Below are 26,271 nucleotides of genomic sequence, written 5' to 3'. Positions count from 1 at the left end.
CAAGCTGCACCGGCCGGTTTGACTGCCTATACGGCAGTCAAACTCTACCGCGCGGGTCTGGTTTAAAGATACAAGAGAGTGGTGATGTCGGCTTTCCAGGGTTCAATTTTCATTTGTCTTGCGGCCTGATGCCAGAGTCAAATCGAATCGTCGGCTGGTTCTCGAGCTTGACGACCTCGGCCATGAACTGCACTCGGGACATTTCTTGTAGATCCTCATCCATTGATTCTCTCCGTGCCATGGAGTGCAACATCGCGCCTGACGCAAAGCTTCAGCGGACGGCAAAATGCAGAGCATCCTGGCGATCCGCTTCCCATCATTGCAGCGTCGTACCGGTGATTCGATACCGCGTAGTCACGGCATACCCGCTTCGTGGCTCAAGGCCACTTCCGCCGCCGCGCCCGCATGGATCGCCGTGGTGTCGAACAGCGGAACCGTCGCGTCCTGTGCTCCCACCAGCAGCGAAATCTCGGTGCATCCCAGGATGATGCCTTGTGCACCGCGCTCGACGAGGCGTGCCATCACGCTCTGGTACGCCTTCCGCGACGCCTCCTCGATACGGCCGAGGCAGAGTTCCTCGTAGATCACGCGATGCACGACGTCGATGTCGCCCTGCTCGGGAATGAGCACTTCGATGCCATGGCGCTCCTCCAGGCGGCCGCGATAAAAGGCCTGCTCCATCGTGAAGCGAGTGCCGAGCAAGCCGATGCGGGACAGGCCGGCCCTGCGGATCGCCATCGCCGTCGGATCGGCAATGTGCAGCAGCGGAATCCTCACCGCGGCCTCGATGGCGGGGGCGACCTTGTGCATGGTGTTGGTACATAACACGATGAAATCCGCGCCGGCGCGCTCCAGTGCCTGTGCGGCATCGGCAAGCACGGCAGCGGCTGCGTCCCAGTCGCCGCAGTGCTGCAGGCGCTCGATCTCGGCGAAGTCGACGCTGTACAGCACGATCTTCGCCGAGTGCAGCCCGCCCAGCCGGGCCTTCACGGTTTCGTTGATCTGGCGGTAGTAGGGAACGGTGGATTCCCAGCTCATGCCACCGAGCAGGCCGATGGTTTTCATCGGGATGGGACGGCACAGGATGTCATGGCGATCGTGGCCGTGCGTATATGAACTCGATGCAGAGCTAGGCGGCTTTGCGCTGTTCGGTTGCCAGCCGGACAGCCAGTCCCGCAAGCACCGTCCCCATGACGTATCGTTGAGCAGCCAGCCAGCGAGGGCTGCGGGCGAACCACAAGGCCAGCCTGGCAGCGGACAGCGCGATGCACAGATTGACCGTGAAGCTGATGACGATCTGGGTAAGCCCCAGTTGGACACTCTGTGCCAATACCGAGCCGTGCTCCGGCGAAACGAACTGGGGGAAGATCGAAAGATAGAAGACGGCGATCTTCGGATTCAGGAGATTGGTGATGAATCCCATCAGAAACAGCTTTCTCGGCGGATCCACCGGAAGATCGCGAGCCTCGAACGGCGAGCGTGCGCCCGGCCTGACAGCTTGCCAGGCAAGATAAAGAAGATATGCCGCCCCTGCCCACTTGAGCGCTTCGTATGCGAACGGAACAGCCACGAAGAGGGCCGTCACGCCGATGGCGGCAGCAAACATGTGCACCAGGAAACCGGCAATGACGCCGAACAGTGACAACACCCCGGCTCGCTTGCCCTGACAGATGGAGCGAGAGACAAGGTAGATCATGTTGGGTCCCGGCGTCAGGACCATCAGCAAGGCTGCACCGCCGAACAGCAGCAGGTCGTTCAATGGAACCATGATCGTCTTTCCGTGGGTTGCGTCGCAACGATCTTACAGGGAGTGGCTGCCGCAGGCACTCCCGTTCGCCGCCGATACGTAGGGATCAGACCGAGACCGGTTCAGCCCCCTGCCGCCACCGTCCACAGATGCGCCGCAACCAGCGCACGCCATGGCGAGAAGGCTTCGAGCCATTGCCGCGTTTCCGCCTCGCCGACCGCATCCTCCCGGCCGAGCAGCCGCCGCAGGCCACGGCGGACCGCGACGTCGCCGTGCAGCGAAGCGTCGAGCCAGCCGAAGCCGCGCAGCAGGGCGTAGTTGATCGTCCAGGGGCCGATGCCGCGGATCGCGAGCAGGCCGGCGCGGATGTCCTCGACCGGCAGGGTGCGCAGCCATTCGTCGAGCGGGAGCTGCTGCTCCCGCTCCGCGCGGGCGAGCCCGAGCAGCGCATCGGCCTTGGTCTGCGAGCAGCCTGCGGCGCGCAGCGTGGCGGCATCGAGCTGCAGCAGGCTGGTCGCGTCCGGGTAGCAGATCAGCCCCGAGGAATGGCGCCGGTCCGCGGCCTGGATCAGCCTGCGGCGCAGTGCGACCGCGGCGACCAGGCTGATCTGCTGACCGAGGATGGCCCAACTGAGAGCTTCGAAGGGCGTCGCCACCTGTGGGATGCGCAGGCCGGCATTGCGCCGGACCAGCGGCCCCAGTTCCGGATGGCCGGCGTGGGTGTGCTCGAAGGCCTCGATCGGCTGATCGAGGCCGAGCATGTGGCGCACGAGGCCTTCGAATGCTGCCTGATCCGGATCGCCCTCCCCCATGGCTCCGCCCGTCGTGCCGGATGCGTCGTCGATGAGACACTCGACCCGCACATGGCCGCACTGGAGCACCCCGCCTTCCGTGACCTCGCCCTCGAAGCGGAAGGCCATGCAGGCCGGATGCCCGGCCCAGACGAAGGCCTTGTCGAGCCCAAGCGCCGGCCCTTCGTCCAGGATGCGCTCGGCGATCTGCTGCGGGTCGCGGCGGTGAAACGCGAGCACGTCCACCGTGCGGAAGCCCGCGGGCAGCGGCAGATGGACGCTCAGGCGGGTCATGCCTCGACCCTCAGCTTGCTTATCCGCTGCTCGCGTGCGGCGAAGCCGATCCTGATTTCGCGCGCCCGCAGTTGGCCGCAGCCGGCGTCGACGTCCTGCCCGGCGGAGCGCCGCAGCTTGGTCAGGATGCGGTGCTGGTGCAGCCAGCGGGCGATCTCGGCAGCCTTTTCCCAGCTCGGCCGCCGGAAATCCAGGCCTTCCACGGCATTGAACGGAATCATGTTCATCACCGCGTACTTGCCTTGCAGCAGGCGGACGATGCCTTCGAGTTCCTCGGCACCGTCGTTGATGCCGTCGATCAGCGTCCATTGGTACTGGATCGGATAACCGGTGGCGCGTGCATAGGCTTCGCCGCGTTCGACCAGTTCTTCCGGCGTCATGCGCGGCGCACGCGGCAGCAGGCTGGCACGCAGATCGGCGCGGCTGGTGTGCAGCGACAGCGCCAGCGCGGGTTTGACCCGCATCTGCGGCAGGCGCTCGAACACGCGCGGATCGCCGACGGTGGAGAACACCAGGTTCTTGTGCGGAATCGCGCCGTCGGTGCCCAGGACCTCGATCGCCTCGACGACGTTGTCGAGGTTGTGGGCCGGCTCGCCCATGCCCATGAACACCACCTTGTGCACCCGGCGCAGGCTGCGCGCCAGCGCCACCTGGGCGACGATCTCGGCGCTGCCGAGCTGGCGCAGCAAGCCGTCCTTGCCGGTCATGCAGAACACACAGCCCACCGCACAGCCGACCTGAGTGGAGACGCACAGCCCGTCGCGCGGCAGCAGCACGCTTTCCACGGTCTGGCCGTCGGCCAGTTCGACCAGCAGGCGCGAGGAGCCATCCTCGCCCGGATGCTGTGAACGCAGGCGCGCCAGGCTTTCGAGCCTGGCGGCGATGTCCGACAAGGCCTGGCGCACGGCCAGCGGCAGAAAGTGTTCGAGCGGACGCGGTCCGCCTTCGAGCGGCTGGCCTTGCAGCCAGGCCCGCATCAGGCGGTCTTCGTGGCAGGGTTTGGCGCCCAACTCCCGCAGGCTGGCGCGAAGATCTTCGATACGCATGGAGCCGGCATGCTAGCACCGGCAGGCAGCGCCGTCAGCGCTTCGTATATAGCCCCTGCTGGGCGCCGAACCAGGCGGCGAGATCGGCCATGTCCTGCTTCGACAGGGCTTCGACCTGCACGGCCATGATCGGGTCCTTGCGCCGGCCCGCCTTGTAGTCGAGCAGCGCCTGCAGCAGATACTCGGGATGCTGGCCGCCGATGCGCGGGAAGGTCGGCAGCGGGCTGTTGCCGTCGGGGCCGTGACAGGCGGCGCAGACCTCCGCCTTTTCCTTGCCGCGTTGCGGGCTGCCGCTCACCTGCGCCGGCGCGGCGGCGGATTCGGCGGGCATTGCGCCGTAGTAGGCGGCGAGGTCGGCCATGTCCTGCTCGGACAGGCCGCCGGCAATGCTCTGCATCGTGGGGTGACTGCGATCACCCGACTTGTACACCTGCAGTGCGGCCATGATGTATTCCGGATGCTGACCGCCCAGTTTGGGGACCGGATACACCGTGGGGAAAGCGGTTCGGTAGCCATCGATGCCATGACAGCCGATGCACATGGAGATCTTGCCCTTGGCCGCCTCTGCATCGCCTTCGACTGCCGCTGCAGGCAGGGCACCGAGCGCGAACGCCAGGCCGCAAACCAGATATCGTCTCCGCATGTCGAGCCCTCCGTCGGGGTGCTGCACAAGCCGTTTCCGGCCGTCCCCATCCAATCCTGCATGGTGCCTGCAGGACTGGAACACAGCCCGGGGGAGAAACACACCCCCGGGGCTGCGGACGCGCCGCCGGTTTTTCGTAACGCTAGTCTTATAATCGTCAGGGAATAATCAGAGGAATCCCGCATGTCCACGTTGCGCTTCGAAGGTACCCGCGATTACGTCGCCACGCCCGACCTGATGCTGGCGGTCAACGCCGCCATCCGCCTGCAACGGCCGCTGCTGATCAAGGGCGAGCCCGGCACCGGCAAGACCATGCTGGCAGAGGAAGTCGCCGCCGCGCTCGGGCTGCCGCTGCTGCAGTGGCACATCAAATCCACCACCAAGGCTCAGCAGGGCTTGTACGAATATGATGCGGTGTCGCGCCTGCGCGACTCGCAGTTGGGCGACGACCGCGTCAAGGACATCGCCAACTACATCGTCAAGGGCGTGCTGTGGCAGGCCTTCGAGGCCGAGCAGCAGACCGTGGTGCTGATCGACGAGATCGACAAGGCCGACATCGAATTCCCCAACGACCTGCTGCGCGAGCTCGACCGCATGGAATTCCATGTGTACGAAACGCGGCAGACGGTGCGGGCGCGCAACCGCCCCATCGTCTTCATCACCTCGAACAACGAGAAGGAGCTGCCCGATGCCTTCCTGCGCCGCTGCTTCTTCCACTACATCCGCTTCCCCGACCGCGACACGATGCAGCGCATCGTCGATGTGCATTTCCCCGCCCTCCGCAAGCAGTTGCTGAGCGAGGCGCTGGAAGTCTTCTTCGGCCTGCGCGACATTCCCGGGCTGAAGAAGAAGCCCTCGACCTCCGAACTGATCGACTGGCTCAAGCTGCTCGTTGCCGAGGACATCCCGCCCGAAGCCCTGCGCAGCCAGGACGGCAAGACCGTGGTGCCGCCGCTGCATGGCGCGCTGCTGAAGAACGAGCAGGACATGCACCTGTTCGAGCGCCTGGTGATGATGGCGCGCAACAACCGCTGACATCGCATGTTCAAGGCCCTTCTCGACTGGCTGTTCGGACGCCGTCCCGCCGCCGCCCGGACCACCGCACCGGCGGCCGCGCGCCAGGATTTCGAGCAGCTCAACCGCAACGCGCCGCTGCGCGAGGCGGCCGGCGGCGACGCCCACGGCGAGGACGGCGCTGCCACCGTCACCTATCTGTGCCGCGAGGCGGTACTGGGGCGCGACCAGCGCATCGCCGGCTACCAGTTCATGCTGCACGAAGGCACGCGCAACCGCATCCGCCACGGCAGCCGGCGGATACACCACCTCTACGCCGAGGTGCTGGTACGCAACCTCGTCACTGCCGACATCGGCCGGCTGCTGGGCCACCGCCTGGCTTTCATCGAGATACCCGACTCCTTCCTGTCCCACCCCTGCCTGGCCGAACTGCCGGCACGGAACATCGTTCTCATCCCGATGCCCCACGCCGAAGCCGGCGGTCCCGCGGTCGACACGCTGGGCGGCGCGATGGCGCAACTGCGCCAGGCGGGTTTCCGCTTCGGCCTGCCCGACCCGATGATCTTCAGCGAGTTCGTGCCGCTGCTGCCGCAGGCGGACGTGATCGTGCTGCGAGCGCCCACCCTGGACGCACGCCGCGGCCTGCAGCTCGGCCAGATGCTTGCCGACGCCGCGCCGCAGGCACGCCTGCTGGTCCGCGACCTGCCTTCGCTGGAGGATTTCCGCTTCGCCTTCAAGCTGGGTGCCAGCCTGTTCCAGGGGCCGTTCATCACCAGCCGCGAGGACTGGAGCGAGCATGAACTCGGCCCGAACACCGCGCGCATCGCCACGCTGATCGGCCGCCTGCGCCTGGACGGCGACAGCCGCGAGATCGCCGCGATGCTCAAGCAGGACGGCGCTTTGTCGCTGCGCCTGCTGCGCTACGTCAATTCGGTGGCTGGTCCCCATGCCGAGCCGATTTCCTCGATCGAGCACACCCTGGTGATGCTGGGCCACGACCGCCTGTACCGCTGGCTGGTGCTGCTCGCCTGCAGCACCGACGGCAGCCAGGGGCGCGCCGCCGCCGCGCTCGAGACCGCGCTGGTTCGCGCGCGCATGATGGAGCTGCTGGCCGAAGACCAGCCGGTGGCGCAGCGCGAATCGCTCTTCCTGGTCGGCCTGCTGTCGCTCGCCGACGTGATCATGCAGGTGCCGCTGGAAAAGGCCCTGGCACCGCTGGCGTTGGCGCCCGACGTGCAGGCGGCGCTGCGCGACGGTCAAGGGCCGCTGCGCCCCCTGCTCGAACTCGCGATCGCCTGCGAACGCGGCGGCGCCGACAGCGAACAGCTCCAGACTGTCGCCGAACGCTGCGGCGTCACACCCAGGCAGGCCTCCCGCTGTCACATCCAGGCCTTGCTGTGGGCGATGGACATCCAGCAGTGAACAGGACGCGACGATGCTGATCGACTTCTTCCTGCATCTGAAGGCACACAAGCTGCCCGTCTCCACGCGCGAGTTCCTGACCCTGCTCGAAGGCCTGCGCGACCACGTCTGCGGACCCTCGATCGACGATTTCTACGTCTTTTCGCGCGCCTGTCTGATCAAGGACGAATCGCTCTACGACCGCTTCGACCAGGCTTTCGGCGCCTACTTCAAGGGCGTCAGCGAAATTCCCGGCCTGGAAGCCGAGCTGCCCGAGGAATGGCTGCGCGCGATGGCGAAGAAGCACCTGACGCCCGAAGAGCACGCCCGGCTCGAAAAGCTCGGCTGGGACAAGCTGATGGACGAGTTCCGCAAGCGCCTGGCCGAACAGAAAGGCCGCCACCAGGGCGGCAACAAGTGGATCGGCACCGGCGGCAGCTCGCCCTTCGGCAACAGCGGCACCCACCCCGAAGGCATCCGCGTCGGCGGCGAATCCGCCGGCAACCGCAGCGCGGTCAAGGTGTGGGACAAGCGTGAATTCCGCAACCTCGACGACTCGGTCGAACTGGGCACGCGCAACATCAAGGTCGCGCTGCGCCGGCTGCGCCGCTTCGCCCGCGAAGGCGCGGCCGAAGAGCTGGACCTCGGCGGCACCATCGCCGCCACCGCGCGCAACGCCGGCTGGCTCGACCTGCTGATGCGCCCGGAGCGCCACAACGCGGTCAAGGTGCTGCTCTTCCTCGACGTCGGCGGCTCGATGGACGACCACGTCAAGGTCTGCGAGGAGCTCTTCTCCGCCTGCCGACTGGAGTTCAAGCACCTCGAGTACTTCTACTTCCACAACTGCGTATATGAAGGTGTCTGGCGCGACAACCGCCGCCGCTTCAGCGAGCGCACCCAGCTGCTCGACCTCATCCACAAGTACAGCCCGGACTACAAGCTGATCTTCGTCGGCGATGCCACCATGAGCCCCTACGAGATCCTGCACCCGCACGGCTCGATCGAGCACATGAACAGCGAAGCCGGCGCCACCTGGCTGCGCCGCCTGCTCGACGCCTACCCCGCCGCCGCCTGGCTCAACCCGGAGCCGGAGCGCCTGTGGGAATACCGCCAGTCGATCGGCATCGTGCGCCAGATCATGGGCGAGCGCATGTACCCGCTGACGCTGGACGGCCTGGCGCGCGCGATGCAGGGGCTGTCGCGCAAGACCTAGGCCGGCTGGGGATCAGCGCAATGGCGCTCACCACTGACGGCACCGGATCGCCCGCACTGCAAGCGGCTCTCTGCCTGCGGCCCCCAAGCGGGCTGGCTTTGAATTCGTTATATACAAGCGTATATTACAATTCCTGACAGAATGTTGCGAAAGCCGGCAGCCCGCCGCTTTCATGCAGCCGGTATCGGCCGTGGATCGTTAACCTGCCCGCGGCCCGGTACGAAGCGCCGCCATGAGCGCCATTTTTTGCCAACCGTTATATACGGTTGAATATTTCGATTCATCAGGGGAGAGTCCGGAACATGAAGAAGAAGCTGTTGTGCTGTTCGATCGCGATGTGTTTCCCGCTGGCCATCCCCGGCGCCGTGCACGCCGCGCAGGACGAACGCGTATTCACGCTGGGCCAGATCACCGTCACCGGCCGGCCCGATGATGCCAGCCAGGCAGTCGGCACCAGCACCATCAGCCGCGAACAGATGGACGAGTTCGGCCGCGAGGACCTGCTCGACGCCCTCGACCTGCTGCCGGGCGTCAGCATCTCGCCGGGCAGCGGCTCGCGCAACGAAGGCAACTTCCGCATCCGCGGCTACGATTCCTGGCGCGTGCCGCTGATGATGGACGGCATCCGGCTCTACCTGCCCTACGACAACCGCATCGATATCGGCCGCTTCCTGACGCCCGACCTGTCCGAGATCCAGGTCTCGAAAGGCTATGTCTCGGTGCTGAACGGACCGGGTGGCATGGGCGGCGCGATCAACCTGGTGACGCGCAAGCCGGTCAAGACCTTCGAGGCCGAAGGCCGGGTGTCGATGCTGCTGGGCGAAGGCGGCCAGCGCGGCGGCATGACGTACTACGCCAATGTCGGCGGCAAGCAGCAGGACTGGTACTGGCAGGCCAGCTTCGAACAGCGCGACATCGATCACTGGCGCATGTCGCGCGACTACAAGTCGACCAGCATGGAAAACGGCGGCGACCGCAACCGTTCCGACTCGGACGACAAGCGCCTGAACCTGAAGCTGGGCTACACCCCCAACGGCACCGATGAATACTCGATCAACTTCGTCAAGCAGGAAGGCGAGAAGAGCGCGATCCTGAGCACCCGCCCGGGCAATCGCGACCGCGACTGGGACTGGCCCAAATGGGACGTCTGGAGCCTGTACTGGCTGTCGCACACCCAGTTGTCCGATACCACCTACCTGAAGACCAAGGCGTATTACAACCAGTTCGACAACGAACTGATGATGCACAACTTCGATACGCTCAGCACCTACGACGACACCTCGTACGGCCTGTCGCTGGAAGCCGGCACGACCTGGTTCACCCGCAACACGCTGAAGGCAGCAGTGCACTACCGCAACGACCAGCACACCGGCCAGGACAAGGAATACTCGCCCTTCTTCCTCGCGCCCAAGCAGGATGCCGAGGAAGAGACCTGGTCCTTCGGCCTGGAAAACACCTTCCATGCCACCTCCCGGCTCGACCTGATCGCCGGCGTCAGCTACGACACCCGCGATACCAAGAAGGTGGAGCAGTTCAGCAAGGGCCAGAACCCGGAATTCTTCGAGTACGAGACCAAGGACAAGTCGGCCTGGAACTACCAGGGCGCAGTGGTCTATCGCTACAGCGACTCCGGCAGGCTGAATTTCTCGGCTTCGCGCCGTATCAGCATGCCGACGATGTTCCACCGCTTCAGCTCGCGCTTCGGCGGTGCCACCTCGAACCCCGGCCTGAAGCCGGAGAAGGCGATGAACTTCGAACTGGCGCTGTCCGACAGGATCGGCGACGGCTGGTTCGGCGAGATCGCCTTCTTCCACAACGAGATCGACGACCTGATGCAGGGCGTGGACATCGAATATCCGGCCGGCTCGGGCCGCTTCTACACGCAGAACCAGAACGTCGGCAAGGGCAGCTTCAAGGGTGTCGAACTGTCGCTCAACGGTTTCATCGAGCCGACGCTGGAAGTCGGCGGCAACTACACCTACACCCATAGCGACATCGACCTGGATCGGACCGCGGTCAACAGCACGCTGACCCGCAACGAGATCCCGCGCCATGCCGGCATGCTCTATGCCAAGTGGACGCCGACGGCCCAGCTCAGCGTGATGCCCTACATCGAGTCGGCAAGCAGCCGCTGGTCGCCCCACATCATGAGCGGCAACGCCGACGTGAAGACCGGCTCCTACACGCTGGCGAACCTCAGGGTCGGCTACCAGGTGACGTCCGATCTCGACGTGTCGCTGACCGCGCGCAACCTGTTCGACAAGAACTACGAACTGAAGCACAGCTACCCGGAAGAAGGCCGCAACTTCATGCTGACCGCGCGCATCCGTTATTGATCGCCAGCGGGGGGGGGGGGGGGGGCGGCCGGGCCGCCCCCCCCCCCCCCCCCCCCCCCCCCCCCCCCCCCCCCCCCCCCCCCCCCCCCCCCACTCCCGTCTCCCTCCCTCTCCTTCAATGGAGATTCGGCATCCCGCTTTGGCGGGGTGCCATTTTTTTGTCTGCATGATGCCGGCGCCGCTGGCCCGCCCCGCTTCGCGGCCGGCCCCGGCTTCGCGGTATACTCGCGTGTTTCCAACGCTTTCGAGCCCGCACGCACACCCATGCAGGACAAATACCAGCCCGCCGCCGTCGAGGCGGCCGCCCAGCAGCACTGGGACTCCACCGATGCCTTCCGTGCGACCGAAGACGCGAGCAGGCCCAAGTACTACTGCCTGTCGATGTTCCCCTACCCGTCGGGCAAGCTGCACATGGGGCACGTGCGCAACTACACCATCGGCGACGTGCTCGCGCGCTTCCACCGCATGAAGGGCTACAACGTGCTGCAGCCGATGGGCTGGGACGCCTTCGGCCTGCCGGCCGAGAACGCCGCGATCAAGAACAAGGTGCCGCCGGCGAAGTGGACCTACGACAACATCGCCTACATGAAACAGCAGTTGCAGTCGCTCGGCTTCGCCATCGACTGGAGCCGCGAGCTCGCCACCTGCCAGCCGGACTACTACAAGTGGAACCAGTGGCTGTTCCTGCGCATGCTGGAAAAGGGCATCGCCTACAAGAAGACCCAGGTGGTCAACTGGGACCCGGTCGACCAGACCGTGCTCGCCAACGAACAGGTCATCGACGGCCGCGGCTGGCGTACCGGCGCGGTGGTCGAAAAGCGTGAGATTCCCGGCTACTACCTGGCCATCACCCAGTACGCCGAAGAGCTGCTGGGCGACCTCGACGAACTCGACGGCTGGCCCGAGCGGGTCAGGACCATGCAGGCGAACTGGATCGGCAAGAGCACCGGCGTGCGCTTCGCCTTCGGCCACGAGGTCCGCGACGAGACCGGCGAGCTGATCGGCGACGGCAGGCTGTGGGTGTTCACCACCCGCGCCGACACCATCATGGGCGTCACCTTCTGCGCGGTCGCCGCCGAGCACCCGCTGGCGACGCAGGCCGCGCGCGACAACCCGGAACTGGCCGCCTTCATCGAGAAGTGCAAGCACGGCTCGGTGATGGAAGCCGACATGGCGACGATGGAGAAGGAAGGCCTGCCCACCGGCCTGAGCGTCGTCCACCCGCTGACCGGCGAGCGCGTGCCGCTGTGGGTCGGCAACTACGTGCTGATGAGCTATGGCGACGGCGCGGTGATGGGCGTGCCGGCGCACGACGAGCGCGACTTCGGCTTCGCGCTGAAGTACGGCCTGCCGATCAAGCAGGTCATCGCCGTCGGCGACAACGCTTTCTCGACCGCGGCCTGGGCCGACTGGTACGGCTCCAAGGACGGGATCTGCGTCAATAGCGGCCGCTACGACGGCCTCGGCTACGCCGACGCGATCGAAGCGATCGCCGCCGACCTCGCCGCCGCCGGCGGCGAGAAGAAGGTCCAGTGGCGCCTGCGCGACTGGGGCGTGTCGCGCCAGCGCTACTGGGGCTGCCCGATCCCGATCATCCACTGCGAGCACTGCGGCGACGTGCCGGTGCCCGACGAGCAACTGCCGGTGGTGCTGCCGGAAGACTGCATCCCCGATGGTTCGGGCAACCCGCTGCTCAAGCGCAGCGACTTCATCGACGTCGCCTGCCCGAAATGCGGCGCGGCGGCGAAGCGCGAAACCGACACCATGGACACTTTCGTCGATTCGAGCTGGTACTACGCCCGCTACTGCTCGGCCGGCAATGACAAGGCCATGGTCGACGAGCGCGCCGGCTACTGGATGCCGGTGGACCAGTACATCGGCGGCATCGAGCACGCCATCCTGCACCTGCTGTATTCGCGCTTCTGGACCAAGGTGATGCGCGACATGGGCCTGGCCACGGTCAAGGAGCCCTTCGCCCGCCTGCTGACCCAGGGCATGGTGCTGAACAACGCCTGGCTGCACAAGCCGGAAGGCGGCGGCAAGAACTACTACTGGGAAAGCGAGGTCGAGGTCGTCCGCGACGCCAAGGGCCAGATCACCAGCGGCCGGCTGAAGGCCGACGGCACCGTGCTCGAGCACGAACTGACGACGATGTCGAAGTCGAAGAACAACGGCGTGGACCCGCAGGCCCTGATCGAGCAGTACGGCGCCGACACCGCGCGCTTCTTCATGATGTTCGCCAGCCCGCCGGAACAGACGCTGGAATGGAACGACGCCGGCGTCGAAGGCGCGCACCGCTTCCTGAAGCGGGTGTGGTCCTTCGCCCACGCCTACGCCACCGAGCTGCGCCCGGCGCTGCCGGCCAGCCCGACGCTGGGCACGGCCAAGCTGCCGGCCGAGCTGGCCGAGCTGCGCCGCGAGCTGCATCTGGTGCTGAAGCAGGTCAGCTACGACCTCGGCAAGCAGCAGTTCAACACCGTCGCCTCCGGCGCGATGAAGATGCTCAACGCGCTGGAGAAGGCGCCGCGCAGCGGCGCCGATGCCGCCGAAGTGGCCGGCGAAGGCCTGTCGATGCTGCTGCGCGTGCTGTCGCCGATCTGCCCGCACATCGCCCACGTGCTGTGGCGCGACTGCGGCTTCGGCGACGACATCCTGGACGCGCCGTGGCCCGAAGCGGCCGAATCGGCGCTGGTGCAGGACGAGGTCGAGCTGATGCTGCAGGTCAACGGCAAGCTGCGCGGCAGCGTACGCGTGGCCGCCGATGCGGGCAAGGACGCCATCGAAGCGGCCGCGCTGGCTTCCGAAGCGGCGCAGAAGTTCATGGAAGGCCGGCCGGCCAGGAAAGTGGTCGTCGTGCCCGGCCGCCTGGTCAACATCGTCGCCTGAGGACAAGGCCATGCCCCACGCTTCGATACCCACCCTGCCGGTCGCCACCGCCGCCACGCCCTCGCGCAGCCGGCGGCGCCTGCTGCTCGGCGGTGCCGGCCTCGCCGGCCTGCTGCTGTCGGGCTGCGGCTTCAAGCTGCGCGGCCCGCAGCAGCTGGATTTCGCCACGGTGCACATCAACGTCAGCGAGCTTTCGGAACTGGGCGCCAGCCTGCGCCGGCTGATCGCCACCACCGGCAGCACCACCGTCGTGGACGACCCTGAAAAGGCCGATGCCCGGCTGCAGATCCTCGCCAACAACCGCGGCCGCGAGATTCTCAGCCTGACCGGCGCAGGCAAGGTGCGCGAGTACCAACTGACGCAGACGCTGCGCTTCCAGCTGCTCGACAAGAGCGGCGCGGTGCTGCTTCCACCCACGGCGATCTCGGCGGCGCGCGAATACACTTTCGACGACTCCCAGGTGCTGGGCAAGGAGCAGGAAGAAACCCTGCTCTACAACGACATGCAGCAGGATCTGCTGCAACAGTTGATGCGCCGGCTCGCCAGTGTGCAGCGCGCGCACTGAACGCCCGGACCGGCAGCACGCCGTGAATCTGCGTCCGGCTCACGCGCCATGAACCTGCGCCCCGACCAGCTCACCGCCCAGCTCGACAAGGCGCTCGCCCCGCTGTGGCTGCTGCACGGCGACGAGCCGCTGCTGGTACTCGAAGCCGCCGACGCGATCCGCGCCGCGGCGAAGCGGCAAGGCTTCGAGGAGCGCGAGACCCTGGTCGTCGGCCAGGGTTTCAAATGGGATGCGCTGGCGCTCGCCGCCGGCAACCTGTCGCTGTTCGGCGGTGCCAAGCTGATCGACCTGCGCATTCCCGGCGGCAAGCCCGGCCGCGACGGCGGCGAAGCGCTGCAGCGCTACGCCGCCAGCCTGCCGGCGCAGACCCTGACGCTGATCACGCTGCCCGAGCTCGACTGGCAGGCGCGCAAGACCGGCTGGTTCAAGGCCGTGTCGGAAACCGGCATCTGCGTCGAACTCAATGCGCCCGAACGCGAGCGCCTGCCCGACTGGATCGGCCGCCGGCTCGCCGCGCAGAAGCAGACCGCCAGCGCCGACGCCCTCGCCTTCATCGCCGAGCACGTCGAAGGCAACCTGCTCGCCGCCCACCAGGAGATCCTCAAGCTCGGTCTGCTGCACCCCGAAGGCCCATTGAACCTGGAGCAGGTGCGGGAGGCGGTGCTCAACGTCGCCCGCTACGACATCGACATGCTGCGCCAGGCCGTGACCGAAGGCGAGCCGGCGCGTTGCGCGCGCCTGCTCGAAGGCCTCAAGGGCGAAGGCGCGGCACCACCGCTGGTGCTGTGGACGCTGGCCAGCGAAACCCGCACGCTGGCCAGCCTGTGCGCCGGACGCGACGCCGGCCAGCCGTTGCCGGCGCTGTTCAAGGCCGAACGCATCTTCGACCCACGCCGCCAGCAGACGCTCGGCCGCGCGCTGGGGCGCCTGAACCAGGGCGCGCTGCGCGCGGCGCTGATGCACGCCGCCCGCATCGATCGCATGATCAAGGGCCTGGTCGCCGGCGACATCTGGGACGAGTTCCTGCGGCTGGCGCTGCGGCTGGCACGCCGCACATAGCCCGCGGGCGACGTTCGGTGTTTTAATTGGGTTTTGGGCTGCCACGCCCTCATCTCACCAGACACCGCGATGGACATCCAGAACTACATGCAGACTCTCGGCCGCCAGGCCCGCGCCGCTTCGCGCGTGCTGGCCGCCGCCTCCACCGCCACCAAGAACGCCGCGCTGCTGGCGATGGCCGCCGAGATCCGCGCCCGTAGCGAGGCACTGCTCGCCGCCAATGCGCAAGATCTTGCCGAAGCGCGCGCCGCCGGCCTCGAGCCCGCATTGATCGACCGCCTGACGCTGACCGACAAGGGCGTCGAAGCCATGGCCGAAGGCCTCGAACAGGTCGCCGCGCTACCCGACCCGGTCGGCGAGATGACCGACATCAAGCGCCGCCCGTCCGGCATCCAGCTCGGCAAGATGCGCGTGCCGCTGGGCGTGATCGGCATCATCTACGAAGCCCGCCCCAACGTCACCGCCGACGCCGCCGCGCTGTGCCTGAAGTCCGGCAACGCCGCGATCCTGCGCGGCGGCAAGGAGGCGATCAATGCCAACCGGGCGATCGCCGCCTGCGTGCGCAGCGGCCTGCTCGCCGCCGGCCTGCCCGAGCATGCGGTGCAGGTGGTCGAGACCACCGACCGCGAAGCCGTGGGTGCGCTGATCGCGATGCCCGAGTTCGTCGACGTCATCGTGCCGCGCGGCGGCAAGGGCCTGATCGAGCGCATCTCCAGGGACGCGCGCGTGCCGGTGATCAAGCACCTCGACGGCAACTGCCACGTCTATATCGACGACGAAGCCGACCCGGCCAAGGTCGTGCCCATCGTCGAGAATTCCAAGACCCAGCGCTACGGCACCTGCAATACCGCCGAATCGCTGCTGGTCTCGCGCGGCGTCGCCGACATCTATCTCGCCGAAATCGGCCGCATGCTGGCCGGCAAGGGCGTCGAGATGCGCTGCTGCGCCGATTCGCTGGCGCTGCTGCGCGAAGCCGGCATCGACGCCGCCAAGCTCATCGCCGCCACCGAAGCCGACTGGCGCGAGGAATACCTGGCGCCGATCATCGCCATCAAGCTGGTGGACGGCCTCGACGAGGCGATCGCCCACATCAACGGCTACAGCTCGGGCCACACCGAAGCGATCGTCACCGAGAACTACAGCCACGCGATGCGCTTCCTGCGCGAGGTGGATTCGTCCTCGGTGATGGTCAATGCCTCCACCCGCTTCGCCGACGGCTTCGAATACGGCCTGGGCGCGGAAATCGGCATTTCCACCGACAAGATCCACGCTCGCGGCCCGGTCGGGCTGGAAGGCCTGACCAGCCAGAAGTGGGTCGTGTTCGGCAACGGCGAGATACGCAAATAAGACGCAAGTAAGACGAAACTGAAACACAAGCGAGTGACGCAACCGAGTCGCGCCTGATTTCCAGGCGCTCTGACGGAGCCTTCCCTGATGAAAGCACTTGTCCGTACCCTGCTGGCCGCCATCTTGCTGTCGGCCAGCCTCGCCCAGGCAGTGGAAGTGGCGGGCATCGACTTCGCACCGCAGACCCAGGTCGACAATGGCACGCTGAGCCTGAACGGCGCCGGCCTGCGCACCCGGCTGACCTTCAAGGTTTATGCGATGGGGCTCTATCTGCGCAGCCCGAGCACCAGCAGCGCCGACATCCTGCAGGACGGCGGCGAGAAGCGCATCCGCATCGTCATGATCCGGGACCTCGACGGCAAGCAGTTCGCCGACGCGATGCTCGACGGGTTGAAGCGCAACCATGACGACGAAATGCTCGCGGCACTGAAACCTTCCATAGACGCCCTGCTCGCCGCAGTGCAGGGCAGCGGCGAAGCCAAGGCCGGCACCGAAGTGATCCTCGACCGGCTCGCCAGCGGCGCGACGCGCCTGCTGATCAACGGCCAGCCGCAGGGCAGCGACATAAGCGATCCGGCCTTCTACCCCGCCCTGCTGCGCATCTGGCTGGGCGAGCGGCCGGCCGACTCCGGCCTCAAGGCGAGCCTGCTGAAACCCGCACAATAGACAGCAGGCGCGCAATGCGAACTCCGGACTCCTCGACGGACATCGATTTCGACGCGGTGATCGCACTGCCCTTCGGGCCGTTCGGCATCCGCGCAGCCGACGGCGCCGTCGGCGAACTCGTCTTCCTGCCGCCGGACACGCCGCTTCGCGCGCCGACGAACGACACCGCCCGCATCGCAGCCGAAGCCCTGCACGACTGGATCGAGCATCCGGAACAAGCCTTTCCGCTGCCGCTGCGCGAATGCGGCACGCCGTTCCAGCGCCGGGTGTGGGCGGAGATCAGCGCCATTCCGGCAGGCCGGACGCGGACCTACGGCGAACTGTCGGCCCGGCTCAGCAGCGCGGCACGCGCGGTCGGCCAGGCCTGCGGCGCCAACCCCTATCCGCTCGTCGTACCCTGCCATCGCGTCACCTCGGCCAGCGGCCTCGGCGGCTTCGCCAACGCCACCGGCGGCTGGCTGCTCGACGTCAAGCGCTGGCTGCTGAGGCACGAAGGCGCGACATGACGGCGCGCCTGGCCGCTGCCGAAGCCGGCTTGGCCGCCGAAATCCGCAGCGAACTCGACCGCTTCACCGACAGCCTGTGGCTGGAGCACGGTCTCGCGCGCAACACCCTCGACAGCTACCGCAGCGACCTCGCCCTGTTCGCGGCCTGGCTGGCGGAACGCGGCCTGTCACTGCCGCGCGCGCGGGCGGGCGAGCTTGCCGCCTATCTGGCCGAATTCAGCCTGCGTGCCCGCCCGGCCAGCCAGCGCCGCCTGCTGTCTGCCTGGCGGCGCTATTACCGTCATCTGCTCGCGAACCGCGAGATCGCCGAAGACCCGACGCTGATGCTGGACCCGCCGCTGCCCGGCCAGCGCTTTCCGAAGACACTCAGCGAAGCCCAGGTCGAAGCACTGCTCGCCGCGCCCGACCTCGGCACGCCGCAGGGCCTGCGCGACCGCTGCATGCTCGAAGTGCTGTACGCCGCCGGGCTGCGCGTATCCGAATTGATCGGGCTGAAGCTGTTTGCCGTCAGCCTGGACCAGGGCGCGCTGCGGGTGATGGGCAAAGGCAGCAAGGAAAGACTCGTGCCGCTCGGCGAAATCGCCGCCGACTGGCTCGTGCGCTACCTGCGCGAAGCCCGCCCGGCGCTGCTCGCCGGCCGCAGTTGCGACGAAGTTTTCGTCACCCGCCTCGGCAGCGGCATGACACGGCAGATGTTCTGGCGCATCATCAAGCAGAACGCACTGCTGGCCGGCATTCCCCAGGAGCGCATTTCCCCCCATACGCTGCGCCATGCATTTGCGACCCATTTGCTCAACCATGGGGCCGATCTACGCGTTGTCCAATTGCTGCTCGGCCACGCCGACATCTCGACCACCCAGGTGTATACCCATGTGGCACGTGAAAGACTCAAGCAACTGCATGCCAGGCATCACCCTCGGGGCTGACGGCGGCGCTGTTCTCCCGCCCCGCTCCATCTCTCCAGCTTTTCCCGGATTCCGATCATGAGCCGACACGATATCCGTCCGCCGGAGACTCCGGCGACCCGTTTCCTGAAACAGCACGGCCTGGCCTATTCGAGCCATCTTTACGAATACGAGGAACACGGCGGCACCGCCGTTTCTTCCCGCGAATTGAATGTCGACGAGCATGCGGTGATCAAGACCCTGATCATGGAAGACGAAAATGCCCGCCCATTGATCGTGCTGATGCATGGCGACCACAAAGTCTCGACAAAGGACCTTGCCCGCCAGACCGGGCGCAAGCACATCGAGCCGTGCAAACCCGAAGTCGCCAATCGCCATACGGGCTACCTCGTCGGCGGCACCTCGCCTTTCGGCACCCGCAAGGCCATGCCGGTCTTCATGGAGAGAAGCATTCTCGACCTGCCGCTGATCTATATCAATGGCGGCCGCCGCGGCTATCTCGTCGGCGTTCATCCGCACGACATTCTTCGAATCCTGCGGGCCGAACTGGTCGAAGTGGCGAATTGATTGCCTCGAATGGCGCGGGCACCACAATCGAATCATTCAAAATACAAAAAACCATCGTATTGTGCCGCAATTACTGGCAGAATCCGGACGTGGCTGCCCGGCACTGCTGATTCGATTGCTTGCCGGCCCAATTGTTTGCCGGCCAGACCCGGCATGAATTCATCCAATTCCAACTCGCACAACCAACGAGGACACACCATGGACCTTTCGAGCTATTCGCTTCCCGAACTGCGCCGCCTGCAGGCAAAGGTCGAGACTGAAATCCGGCGCCGCAGCGATTCCACGCGCCGCACGCTGTTGAAACAGGTGCAGAAACTGGTTGCCGAACAAGGCCTCACCCTCGACGACCTGATCGACTCCCCCGCTACCGCTGCCGCCGCGGCACCGGCCAAGACGTCTGCCACCAAGGCCAAGCGCGGCACCGCCAAGAAGGCCAAGACGCCTTCCGTCATCAAGTACCGCAATCCGGCCAATCCCGAGCAGGGCTGGAGCGGCCATGGCCGTCGCCCCCAATGGGTGCTCGACTGGCTGGCCCAGGACAAGCCTCTGGAAGAACTGGCGGCTTGAGTGCGCCGAACATGCGATGAAAAAGCCGGGCCCACGAGCCCGGCTTTTTCATTTTCTGCGGCGAAACACGCAAGGCGGCAAGCCTGCCGCAGCCCGGAATACCGATTCATTCGGACCAATGAATGCGCGGAATGCATCCATCGCCAGGTGAAATTACCCGTGCTTCAAACTTCCGCGGGTGGCGGCGCCGTGCCGTCCCGCCCACGCTGGATGAAGACCCCGACCCGACGCACGTCCTTCATCACACCGATCTTCGCCACGCGCAGTTTCACCCAGGGCGCGCCGAACTCATCGAACAGCAGCTTGACGACGAATTCGCCCAGGCTTTCGATCAAATTGAAATGGCGCTGCCCCAGTTCCTCACGAATGCGCTGGGTGACGACTGCATAATCGATGGTGTCAGCGATATCGTCCCGCTCGGCCGCAGTATCCGGAACGCCGAAGGTGAGATTGAGTTCGACCGTCTGCTGCCCGGTTTTCTCCCGTGCATAGACGCCGACCCAGGCCTTGACCCGCAACTCCTCGATGAAGATGAAATCCATGCTGGTTCCCGTTTAGAATCGCTGCGATTCTATCCTGTGCGCAGACGCCGGCCGCGGCCGAAGATGCGCTTTCGCCACGCTGTCCTGAACATTTGATGCATTCGCCTCTTCCGATCCGGAGAGGCGCGGAGCGAAGATGTCCCTCATTGCCCTGCTCCTCGGAGCCTATCTGCTCGGCTCGATTCCTTTCGCCGTCGTTACCAGCAAGCTGCTCGGCCTGGAGGATCCGCGCCGCTATGGCTCGGGCAACCCGGGAGCGACCAATGTGCTGCGCAGCGGCAACAAGGGCGCTGCGGCGCTGACCCTGATCGGCGACTGCCTGAAAGGCTGGCTGGCAGTATGGGCGGCCACCCGGCTGGGCTTCGGTCCGCAGGAAGCCGCCCTGGCCGGCCTGGCCGCCTTCCTGGGCCATGTGTTCACCATTTTCCTGCGCTTCAATGGCGGCAAGGGCGTGGCGACCGCGCTCGGCGTGCTTGCCGGTGTGGATGGGCGCATCGCCATCCTGTGCGCGCTGGTCTGGCTGGCGGTGGCGTTCACCACCCGCTATTCGTCTGCCGCGGCGCTGTCGGCTGCCGTTGCCGCCCCCGTTGCCGGACTGATCTTCCTCGGACCGCGAGCGAGTGTGCTGGTGCTGGCGGTGATGGCCGCACTGCTGATCTGGCGCCACGCCGCCAACATCCAGCGCCTGCGGGACGGCACCGAAGGCAGGATCGGCGGCAGCAAGAAACCGAAGACGGACTAAAAACCACTCAGGCTGCTGCCGCCTGCGGCGGTTTCAGCTCGGCCAGCGGCCAGCGCGGCCGGATGCGCACCGACGGCTCGCCAGCCACAGCCTCTCCGGCGGCAAGGCGCATCGCGCCGGCGAAAGCGATCATCGCGCCGTTGTCGGTGCAGAGCGCCGGCTCCGGGTAATGGACCCGTCCGCCCCGCTGCTGCAGGGCGGCATCCAGCGTCTGCCGCAGATGCAGGTTGGCGCCGACGCCTCCTGCCACGACCAGGGTCTTCAGCCCGGTCTTCTTCAGTGCCGCCAGCGCCTTCGCGCACAGCACCTCGACCACTGCCTGCTGAAACTCCGCGGCCAGATCGGCCATGCCGGCCGGATCCCAGTCGGGGCCCGAAACGACATTGAGCACCGCGGTCTTGAGGCCGCTGAAGCTGAAATCGAGATCACCCGAATGCAGCATCGGCCGCGGCAGGCGGAAGCGGCCGGCCACCCCTTGTTCGGCAAGCCGGGCAAGCTGCGGCCCGCCGGGATAGCCCAGGCCGAGCAGCTTGGCGGTCTTGTCGAACGCCTCGCCGGCGGCGTCATCGACGGATTCGCCCAACAGCACGTAATCGCCCACGCCCCGTACCCGCATCAACTGGGTATGCCCGCCGGACACCAGCAGCGCGACGAAGGGGAACTGCGGCGGATCGGCCGACAGCAGCGGCGACAGCAGGTGGCCTTCGAGATGATGGACCGGCAGCGCGGGAATGCCGCGCGCCAAGGCGAAGGCTTCGGCCACGCTCGCGCCGACCAGCAGCGCACCCGCCAGGCCGGGCCCCGAGGTGTAGGCCACGGCGTCGACATCGCGGTTTTCCAGCCCGGCCTGCGCCAGCGCCTGCTTCATCAGCACCGGCAGGCGGCGGATGTGGTCACGCGAGGCGAGTTCGGGCACCACGCCGCCATAGGCCGCGTGGAGATCGATCTGCGAATGAAGGCAGTGCGCCAGCAGTCCGGCCTCGGTGTCATACACCGCGACGCCGGTCTCATCGCACGAGCTTTCGATTCCCAGCACTTTCATGGCTTGCATCCGTTTGATTCGGTGCGCCATTTTAACCTTCGCCGGACATTTTCCGTGCACCTGGCCCTTGCCATCCGGACAGGCGTGGTTTATATTCGCCGTCTTTCTGCCCACAAGACACCCAAGGAAGTCCGCAATGCCCGGTATCCGCGTCAAGGAAAACGAGCCGTTTGAAGTTGCGATCCGCCGCTTCAAGCGCACCATCGAAAAGACCGGTGTGCTGACCGAACTGCGCTCGCGCGAGTTCTACGAGAAGCCCACCGCCGAGCGCAAGCGCAAGCTGGCCGCCGCCGTGAAGCGCAATCACAAGCGCCTGCGCAGCCAGACCCTGCCGCCGAAGCTGTACTGATTGCCGCAGCAGCCGGAGCCCGGCTGCTTGAGCTCGCCGGCTGCCCCGGCAGTCGGCCATACGCCGGAAGGAGATCGAACGAGACGATCTTCTGCCGGCGTTGTGCATTTCCGCCTGCGCAACTCGTCTACGGTCGCGTACGATGATTCCCCAGTCCTTCGTCCAGGAACTGCTGTCGCGCGTCGATATCGTCGACGTCATCGAACGCTACATCCCGCTGAAGAAGAGCGGTGCGAACTATTTCGCCTGCTGCCCTTTCCACGGCGAGAAATCCGCTTCGTTCTCGGTCAGTCCGTCCAAGCAGTTCTATCACTGCTTCGGCTGCGGCGTGCACGGCAGCGCACTCGGCTTCCTGATGGAGTACAGCGGCCTCAGCTTCGTCGATGCCGTCAAGGAGCTCGCCGGCCAGGTCGGTCTGCAAGTCCCGGACGACGGGCGCAGCGCCGGCCCCAAGGACGACGGCAGCGAACGCCTGTACGAGGCAATGAACCTGGCCGCGCGCTTCTACCGCGATCAGCTCAAACCCACCCGCCGCGCCGTCGACTACCTGAAGCGACGCGGCCTGTCGGGCGAGATCGCCGCGCGCTTCGGCCTCGGCTACGCCCCCGACGACTGGCAGGCACTGCAGAAAGTCTTCCCCGACTACCAGGCGAAGATTCTGGCCGAAGCCGGCCTGGTCATCGACAACGACCAGGGCCGGCGCTACGACCGCTTCCGCGACCGCATCGTCTTTCCGATCCATGACCGCCGCGGCCGCATCATCGCCTTCGGCGGCCGCATCCTGGACAAGGGCGAACCGAAGTACCTGAATTCGCCGGAAACCCCGCTGTTCGAGAAAGGACGCGAACTCTACGGTCTCTACCTGGCACAGAAGCCGATCCGTGACGCAGGCTTCGCCGTCGTCGTCGAAGGCTACATGGACGTCGTCGCGCTGGCGCAGTTCGGTATCGCCAACGCCGTCGCCACCCTCGGCACCGCCACCACGCCGCAGCACGTCCATACCCTGCTGCGCCAGACCGACCGCATCGTGTTCTGCTTCGACGGCGACGCTGCAGGCCGTCGCGCCGCCTGGCGCGCCCTGGAGAACGCGCTCGAATCCCTGCGCGACGATGCGACGCTGGCCTTCCTGTTCCTGCCGGCCGAACACGACCCCGACTCCTTCGTCCGCGCCGAAGGCACCGACGCCTTCCGCAAGGCGGCGACCGGCGCCAAGCCGCTGGCGCGCTTCCTGATCGAGGAGTTGCGCAGCCGCCACGACATGGATGCGGCCGAAGGCCGCGCCGCCTTCGTGCATGAGGCTGCACCGCTCGTCACCCGCATCGCCGCCCCGCTGCTGCGCCTGCAGGTGATCAAGATGGTCGCCGAGGAAAGCGGCCTGACCCAGGAGGAAGTGGAGCACGCCTTCGGCGTCATCGCCGCCAACCCGAGGCAGGGCCGCCAACGTGCGCCGCAGCCGACGGCGCCCCCGGAAGACGCTCCCCGCCCCGCCTTCCAGGGCAAGCGGCGCAGCGGCGGTCTCGCCGGCATGCGTCCCGCCGGCCGCCGCAAACCGCCCTCGACCGCCGCCACCCTGCTGCGGCTGATCATGCAACACCCGGCCTGGGCGGCGCGCATGCCGGTCGACCTGGTGCCGTCGGACAGCGCGGAAGGCCTCGCCCTGATCGCCATCATCGACATGACGAGCCTCGGCGAACCCATTCCGCCGGGCGGGCTCGGCGCGCTGATCGAACGCTTCCGCGACACCCCTCACAGCGAAACACTGTCACGCGTCGCCGCGGAACTCGTCGACGCCGAATTCGACGAAAGCATCGTCGAGACCCTGTTCGAGGACAGCCTGCGAAAACTCCACGCCGACAGCCTCTCCACCGAAATCGATGCCCTGCTCCGCCACGACCGCGAGCACGGCCTCGATGCCGCCGGCCGGCACCGCCTGGCCGAACTGCTGATGGACAAGCGCAAGCTGGCGGAAGCATCGAAAGCCTCGGATTTATAGTATAATTTTCGGTTTACCGTTTTCTTACTCCCTCACCTGAGGAGTGCTATGGCACGCGAAACAGCCAAGGATTCGCCGCGCAAGACCAGCCCCAAGGGGCGGACATCCAAAGCGAAGGACAAGGCCGCACAGGTCGTCGAAAGCCCCGTCGCCGCGCCGCTGGACGCCGAAGTCCGGCGTACGCGGCTGAAGACGCTGATCACGCTCGGCAAGGAGCGCGGCTACCTCACTTACGCCGAAATCAGCGATCACCTGCCCGACGACGTCGCCGACGCCGAGCAGATCGAAGGCATCATCGCCACCTTCAACAACATGGGCATCCAGGTCTACGACGAGGCGCCGGCCGCCGAAGACCTGCTGATGTCGGACAGCGTCGCGAGCAACGTCGACGAGGACGTCGCCGAAGAAGAAGCCGAACAGGCACTGTCGTCGGTCGACTCCGAGTTCGGCCGCACCACCGACCCGGTGCGCATGTACATGCGCGAAATGGGCACGGTCGAGCTGCTGACCCGCGAAGGCGAGATCGAGATCGCCAAGCGCATCGAGGACGGCCTGAAGCACATGGTCCAGGCCATTTCGGCCTGCCCGACGACGATCGCCGAAATGCTCGAGATCGTCGACCGCATCGTTGCCGACGAAGCCAAGATCGACGAACTGGTCGATGGCCTGATCGACCCGAACTCCGGCAGCGAAGAGGCCGCCAGCGACGACGGCAATGACGACGCCGACGCGGACGAGGCGGGCGACGACGAAAGCGACGAATCGGACGGCGACGACGACGAAGGCGACGAGGACAGCGCCGAGCGGGCCAATGCCGCATCGCTGCTGCAGCTCAAGAACGATTCGCTGGCGCGCTTCGCAGCCATCCGCGAGCTTTACGCCCAGAAGATGGACGTACTGGGCAAGAAGGGCTCGCAGGACACCCAGTACCTGCTGCTCCAGCAGCAGATCTCGGACGAGCTGCTCAACATCCGCTTCACCGCCAAGGCGATCGAGCGCCTGTGCGACTCGGTGCGCCACATGGTCGAGCAGGTGCGCGGCCACGAGCGCCAGATCCTGCGCCTGTGCGTCGACCGCTCCGGCATGCCGCGCCAGCACTTCATCAAGAGCTTCCCGGGCCACGAGACCGACCTCGAGTGGCTGAAGAACGAGATCGCCGCCGGCAAGAACTACGCCGAGAACCTGCTGCGCGCCCACCCCGCGGTGCTCGAAGAGCAGCAGAAGCTCATCGACCTGCAGGACAGGCTCGGCATTCCGCTCAAGGAACTCAAGGACATCAACCGCCAGATGTCCACCGGCGAAGCCAAGATGCGCCGCGCCAAGCGCGAGATGACCGAGGCCAACCTGCGCCTGGTGATCTCGATCGCCAAGAAGTACACCAACCGCGGCCTGCAGTTCCTCGACCTGATCCAGGAAGGCAACATCGGCCTGATGAAGGCGGTGGACAAGTTCGAATACCGCCGCGGCTACAAATTCTCGACCTATGCGACGTGGTGGATCCGCCAGGCCATCACCCGTTCGATCGCCGACCAGGCACGCACGATCCGCATCCCGGTTCACATGATCGAGACGATCAACAAGATGAACCGCATCAGCCGCCAGATCCTGCAGGAAACCGGCGCCGAGCCGGATCCCGCGACCCTGGCCGAGAAGATGGAGATGCCCGAGGAGAAGATCCGCAAGATCATGAAGATCTCCAAGGAGCCGATCTCGATGGAAACGCCGATCGGCGACGACGACGACTCGCATCTGGGCGACTTCATCGAGGACACCGCCACCCTGGCCCCGGCCGAGGCAGCGATGTACTCCGGCCTGCGCGACGCCACCGGCGAAGTGCTCGACTCGCTCACGCCGCGCGAAGCCAAGGTCCTGCGCATGCGCTTCGGCATCGAGATGAACACCGACCACACGCTGGAAGAAGTCGGCAAGCAGTTCGACGTCACCCGCGAGCGCATCCGCCAGATCGAAGCCAAGGCACTGCGCAAGCTGCGTCACCCGAGCCGCTCCGAGAAGCTGCGCAGCTTCCTCGACAGCGACCAGTAAGACGTTT

At 66.3% G+C, this 26,271-nt stretch carries 25 protein-coding genes; 17 read left to right on the top strand and 8 right to left on the bottom strand.

The window, feature by feature from the left end:
* Positions 1–354: 354 nt before the first annotated feature.
* From NX068_RS09175 to NX068_RS09155, 5 genes are all read right to left on the bottom strand, one after another.
* Positions 355–1,065, bottom strand: coding sequence for an aspartate/glutamate racemase family protein (locus NX068_RS09175; protein WP_263460962.1), 711 nt, complete (start codon positions 1,063–1,065; stop codon positions 355–357).
* 64 nt (positions 1,066–1,129) lie between these two features.
* Positions 1,130–1,768 (bottom strand): LysE family translocator, encoded by a 639-nt coding sequence (locus tag NX068_RS09170; protein ID WP_263460961.1) that lies wholly within the window; start codon positions 1,766–1,768, stop codon positions 1,130–1,132.
* Positions 1,769–1,869: 101 nt separating this feature from the next.
* Complete coding sequence (locus NX068_RS09165; protein WP_263460960.1) at positions 1,870–2,832, bottom strand: DNA-3-methyladenine glycosylase 2; 963 nt, start codon at positions 2,830–2,832, stop codon at positions 1,870–1,872.
* The gene (locus NX068_RS09160) at positions 2,829–3,878 is read right to left on the bottom strand and encodes an RNA methyltransferase (RefSeq protein WP_263460959.1); all 1,050 of its coding nucleotides are present in this window, start codon (positions 3,876–3,878) and stop codon (positions 2,829–2,831) included. Before NX068_RS09160 ends, NX068_RS09165 begins: the two co-directional genes overlap by 4 nt.
* A gap of 34 nt (positions 3,879–3,912) precedes the next feature.
* A complete protein-coding gene (locus tag NX068_RS09155) occupies positions 3,913–4,521 on the bottom strand; it encodes a c-type cytochrome (protein WP_263460958.1) in 609 nt (202 codons plus the stop codon).
* Between the two features lie 183 nt (positions 4,522–4,704).
* Between NX068_RS09155 and NX068_RS09150 the strand changes: the two genes are divergently transcribed.
* From NX068_RS09150 to ybaK, 12 genes are all read left to right on the top strand, one after another.
* Positions 4,705–5,556 (top strand): AAA family ATPase, encoded by an 852-nt coding sequence (locus NX068_RS09150; protein WP_263460957.1) that lies wholly within the window; start codon positions 4,705–4,707, stop codon positions 5,554–5,556.
* A 6-nt stretch (positions 5,557–5,562) separates the two neighbouring features.
* Entirely contained in the window at positions 5,563–6,957 is a 1,395-nt protein-coding gene (locus NX068_RS09145) for an EAL and HDOD domain-containing protein (protein ID WP_263460956.1), read from the top strand.
* A 13-nt stretch (positions 6,958–6,970) separates the two neighbouring features.
* Positions 6,971–8,149: a vWA domain-containing protein gene (locus tag NX068_RS09140; protein WP_263460955.1), complete on the top strand. Its 1,179-nt coding sequence runs from the start codon at positions 6,971–6,973 to the stop codon at positions 8,147–8,149.
* A gap of 302 nt (positions 8,150–8,451) precedes the next feature.
* On the top strand, positions 8,452–10,485 hold the full coding sequence (locus tag NX068_RS09135; RefSeq protein ID WP_263460954.1) for a TonB-dependent receptor plug domain-containing protein: 2,034 nt from the start codon (positions 8,452–8,454) through the stop codon (positions 10,483–10,485).
* 264 nt (positions 10,486–10,749) lie between these two features.
* Positions 10,750–13,371: a leucine--tRNA ligase gene (gene leuS, locus NX068_RS09130; RefSeq protein WP_263460953.1), complete on the top strand. Its 2,622-nt coding sequence runs from the start codon at positions 10,750–10,752 to the stop codon at positions 13,369–13,371.
* 10 nt (positions 13,372–13,381) lie between these two features.
* Positions 13,382–13,936 (top strand): LPS-assembly lipoprotein LptE, encoded by a 555-nt coding sequence (locus NX068_RS09125; protein ID WP_263460952.1) that lies wholly within the window; start codon positions 13,382–13,384, stop codon positions 13,934–13,936.
* Positions 13,937–13,984: 48 nt separating this feature from the next.
* Positions 13,985–14,995: a DNA polymerase III subunit delta gene (gene holA, locus NX068_RS09120; protein ID WP_263460951.1), complete on the top strand. Its 1,011-nt coding sequence runs from the start codon at positions 13,985–13,987 to the stop codon at positions 14,993–14,995.
* Positions 14,996–15,064: 69 nt separating this feature from the next.
* Entirely contained in the window at positions 15,065–16,342 is a 1,278-nt protein-coding gene (locus NX068_RS09115; protein ID WP_263460950.1) for a glutamate-5-semialdehyde dehydrogenase, read from the top strand.
* Between the two features lie 87 nt (positions 16,343–16,429).
* Positions 16,430–17,008 (top strand): chalcone isomerase family protein, encoded by a 579-nt coding sequence (locus NX068_RS09110; RefSeq protein ID WP_263460949.1) that lies wholly within the window; start codon positions 16,430–16,432, stop codon positions 17,006–17,008.
* A gap of 14 nt (positions 17,009–17,022) precedes the next feature.
* Positions 17,023–17,514, top strand: coding sequence for a methylated-DNA--[protein]-cysteine S-methyltransferase (locus tag NX068_RS09105; RefSeq protein WP_263460948.1), 492 nt, complete (start codon positions 17,023–17,025; stop codon positions 17,512–17,514).
* Positions 17,511–18,440 carry a site-specific tyrosine recombinase XerD gene (gene xerD, locus NX068_RS09100; protein WP_263460947.1) on the top strand — a complete coding sequence of 310 codons (930 nt, stop codon included), beginning with the start codon at positions 17,511–17,513 and terminating at the stop codon, positions 18,438–18,440. The genes NX068_RS09105 and xerD overlap by 4 nt, the downstream gene beginning before the upstream one ends.
* A 57-nt stretch (positions 18,441–18,497) precedes the next feature.
* The gene (ybaK, locus tag NX068_RS09095) at positions 18,498–18,986 is read left to right on the top strand and encodes a Cys-tRNA(Pro) deacylase (RefSeq protein WP_263460946.1); all 489 of its coding nucleotides are present in this window, start codon (positions 18,498–18,500) and stop codon (positions 18,984–18,986) included.
* A 32-nt stretch (positions 18,987–19,018) separates the two neighbouring features.
* Here ybaK and NX068_RS09090 read toward each other — a convergent pair whose 3' ends face one another.
* Positions 19,019–19,153, bottom strand: a complete 135-nt coding sequence (locus NX068_RS09090; RefSeq protein WP_263460945.1) for a hypothetical protein — start codon at positions 19,151–19,153, stop codon at positions 19,019–19,021.
* A 31-nt stretch (positions 19,154–19,184) separates the two neighbouring features.
* Between NX068_RS09090 and NX068_RS09085 the strand changes: the two genes are divergently transcribed.
* Positions 19,185–19,553: an H-NS histone family protein gene (locus NX068_RS09085; protein WP_263460944.1), complete on the top strand. Its 369-nt coding sequence runs from the start codon at positions 19,185–19,187 to the stop codon at positions 19,551–19,553.
* 164 nt (positions 19,554–19,717) lie between these two features.
* Here the strand turns inward: NX068_RS09085 and NX068_RS09080 are convergent, their stop codons facing one another.
* The gene (locus NX068_RS09080; protein ID WP_068637491.1) at positions 19,718–20,095 is read right to left on the bottom strand and encodes a dihydroneopterin aldolase; all 378 of its coding nucleotides are present in this window, start codon (positions 20,093–20,095) and stop codon (positions 19,718–19,720) included.
* Between the two features lie 136 nt (positions 20,096–20,231).
* Here NX068_RS09080 and plsY point away from each other — a divergent pair, with 136 nt between their 5' ends.
* Entirely contained in the window at positions 20,232–20,837 is a 606-nt protein-coding gene (plsY, locus tag NX068_RS09075) for a glycerol-3-phosphate 1-O-acyltransferase PlsY (protein ID WP_263460943.1), read from the top strand.
* Between the two features lie 7 nt (positions 20,838–20,844).
* On the opposite strand, the gene tsaD is transcribed toward plsY, so the two are convergent.
* On the bottom strand, positions 20,845–21,879 hold the full coding sequence (gene tsaD / locus NX068_RS09070; RefSeq protein WP_263460942.1) for a tRNA (adenosine(37)-N6)-threonylcarbamoyltransferase complex transferase subunit TsaD: 1,035 nt from the start codon (positions 21,877–21,879) through the stop codon (positions 20,845–20,847).
* Positions 21,880–22,015: 136 nt separating this feature from the next.
* Between tsaD and rpsU the strand changes: the two genes are divergently transcribed.
* The 3 genes from rpsU (at position 22,016) to rpoD (ending at position 26,264) form a co-directional block, all read left to right on the top strand.
* On the top strand, positions 22,016–22,228 hold the full coding sequence (gene rpsU, locus NX068_RS09065) for a 30S ribosomal protein S21 (protein WP_002924646.1): 213 nt from the start codon (positions 22,016–22,018) through the stop codon (positions 22,226–22,228).
* A gap of 142 nt (positions 22,229–22,370) precedes the next feature.
* The gene (gene dnaG / locus NX068_RS09060) at positions 22,371–24,221 is read left to right on the top strand and encodes a DNA primase (RefSeq protein ID WP_263460941.1); all 1,851 of its coding nucleotides are present in this window, start codon (positions 22,371–22,373) and stop codon (positions 24,219–24,221) included.
* A gap of 48 nt (positions 24,222–24,269) precedes the next feature.
* Entirely contained in the window at positions 24,270–26,264 is a 1,995-nt protein-coding gene (gene rpoD, locus NX068_RS09055; RefSeq protein ID WP_263460940.1) for an RNA polymerase sigma factor RpoD, read from the top strand.
* The last annotated feature ends 7 nt before the right edge of the window (positions 26,265–26,271 follow it).

Source organism: Thauera carbonicopians, from assembly GCF_025699485.1.
Lineage (GTDB): Bacteria > Pseudomonadota > Gammaproteobacteria > Burkholderiales > Rhodocyclaceae > Thauera.
The sequence above is the reverse complement of the archived record's forward strand: the minus strand, read 5'-3'. Positions and strand labels throughout refer to the sequence as shown.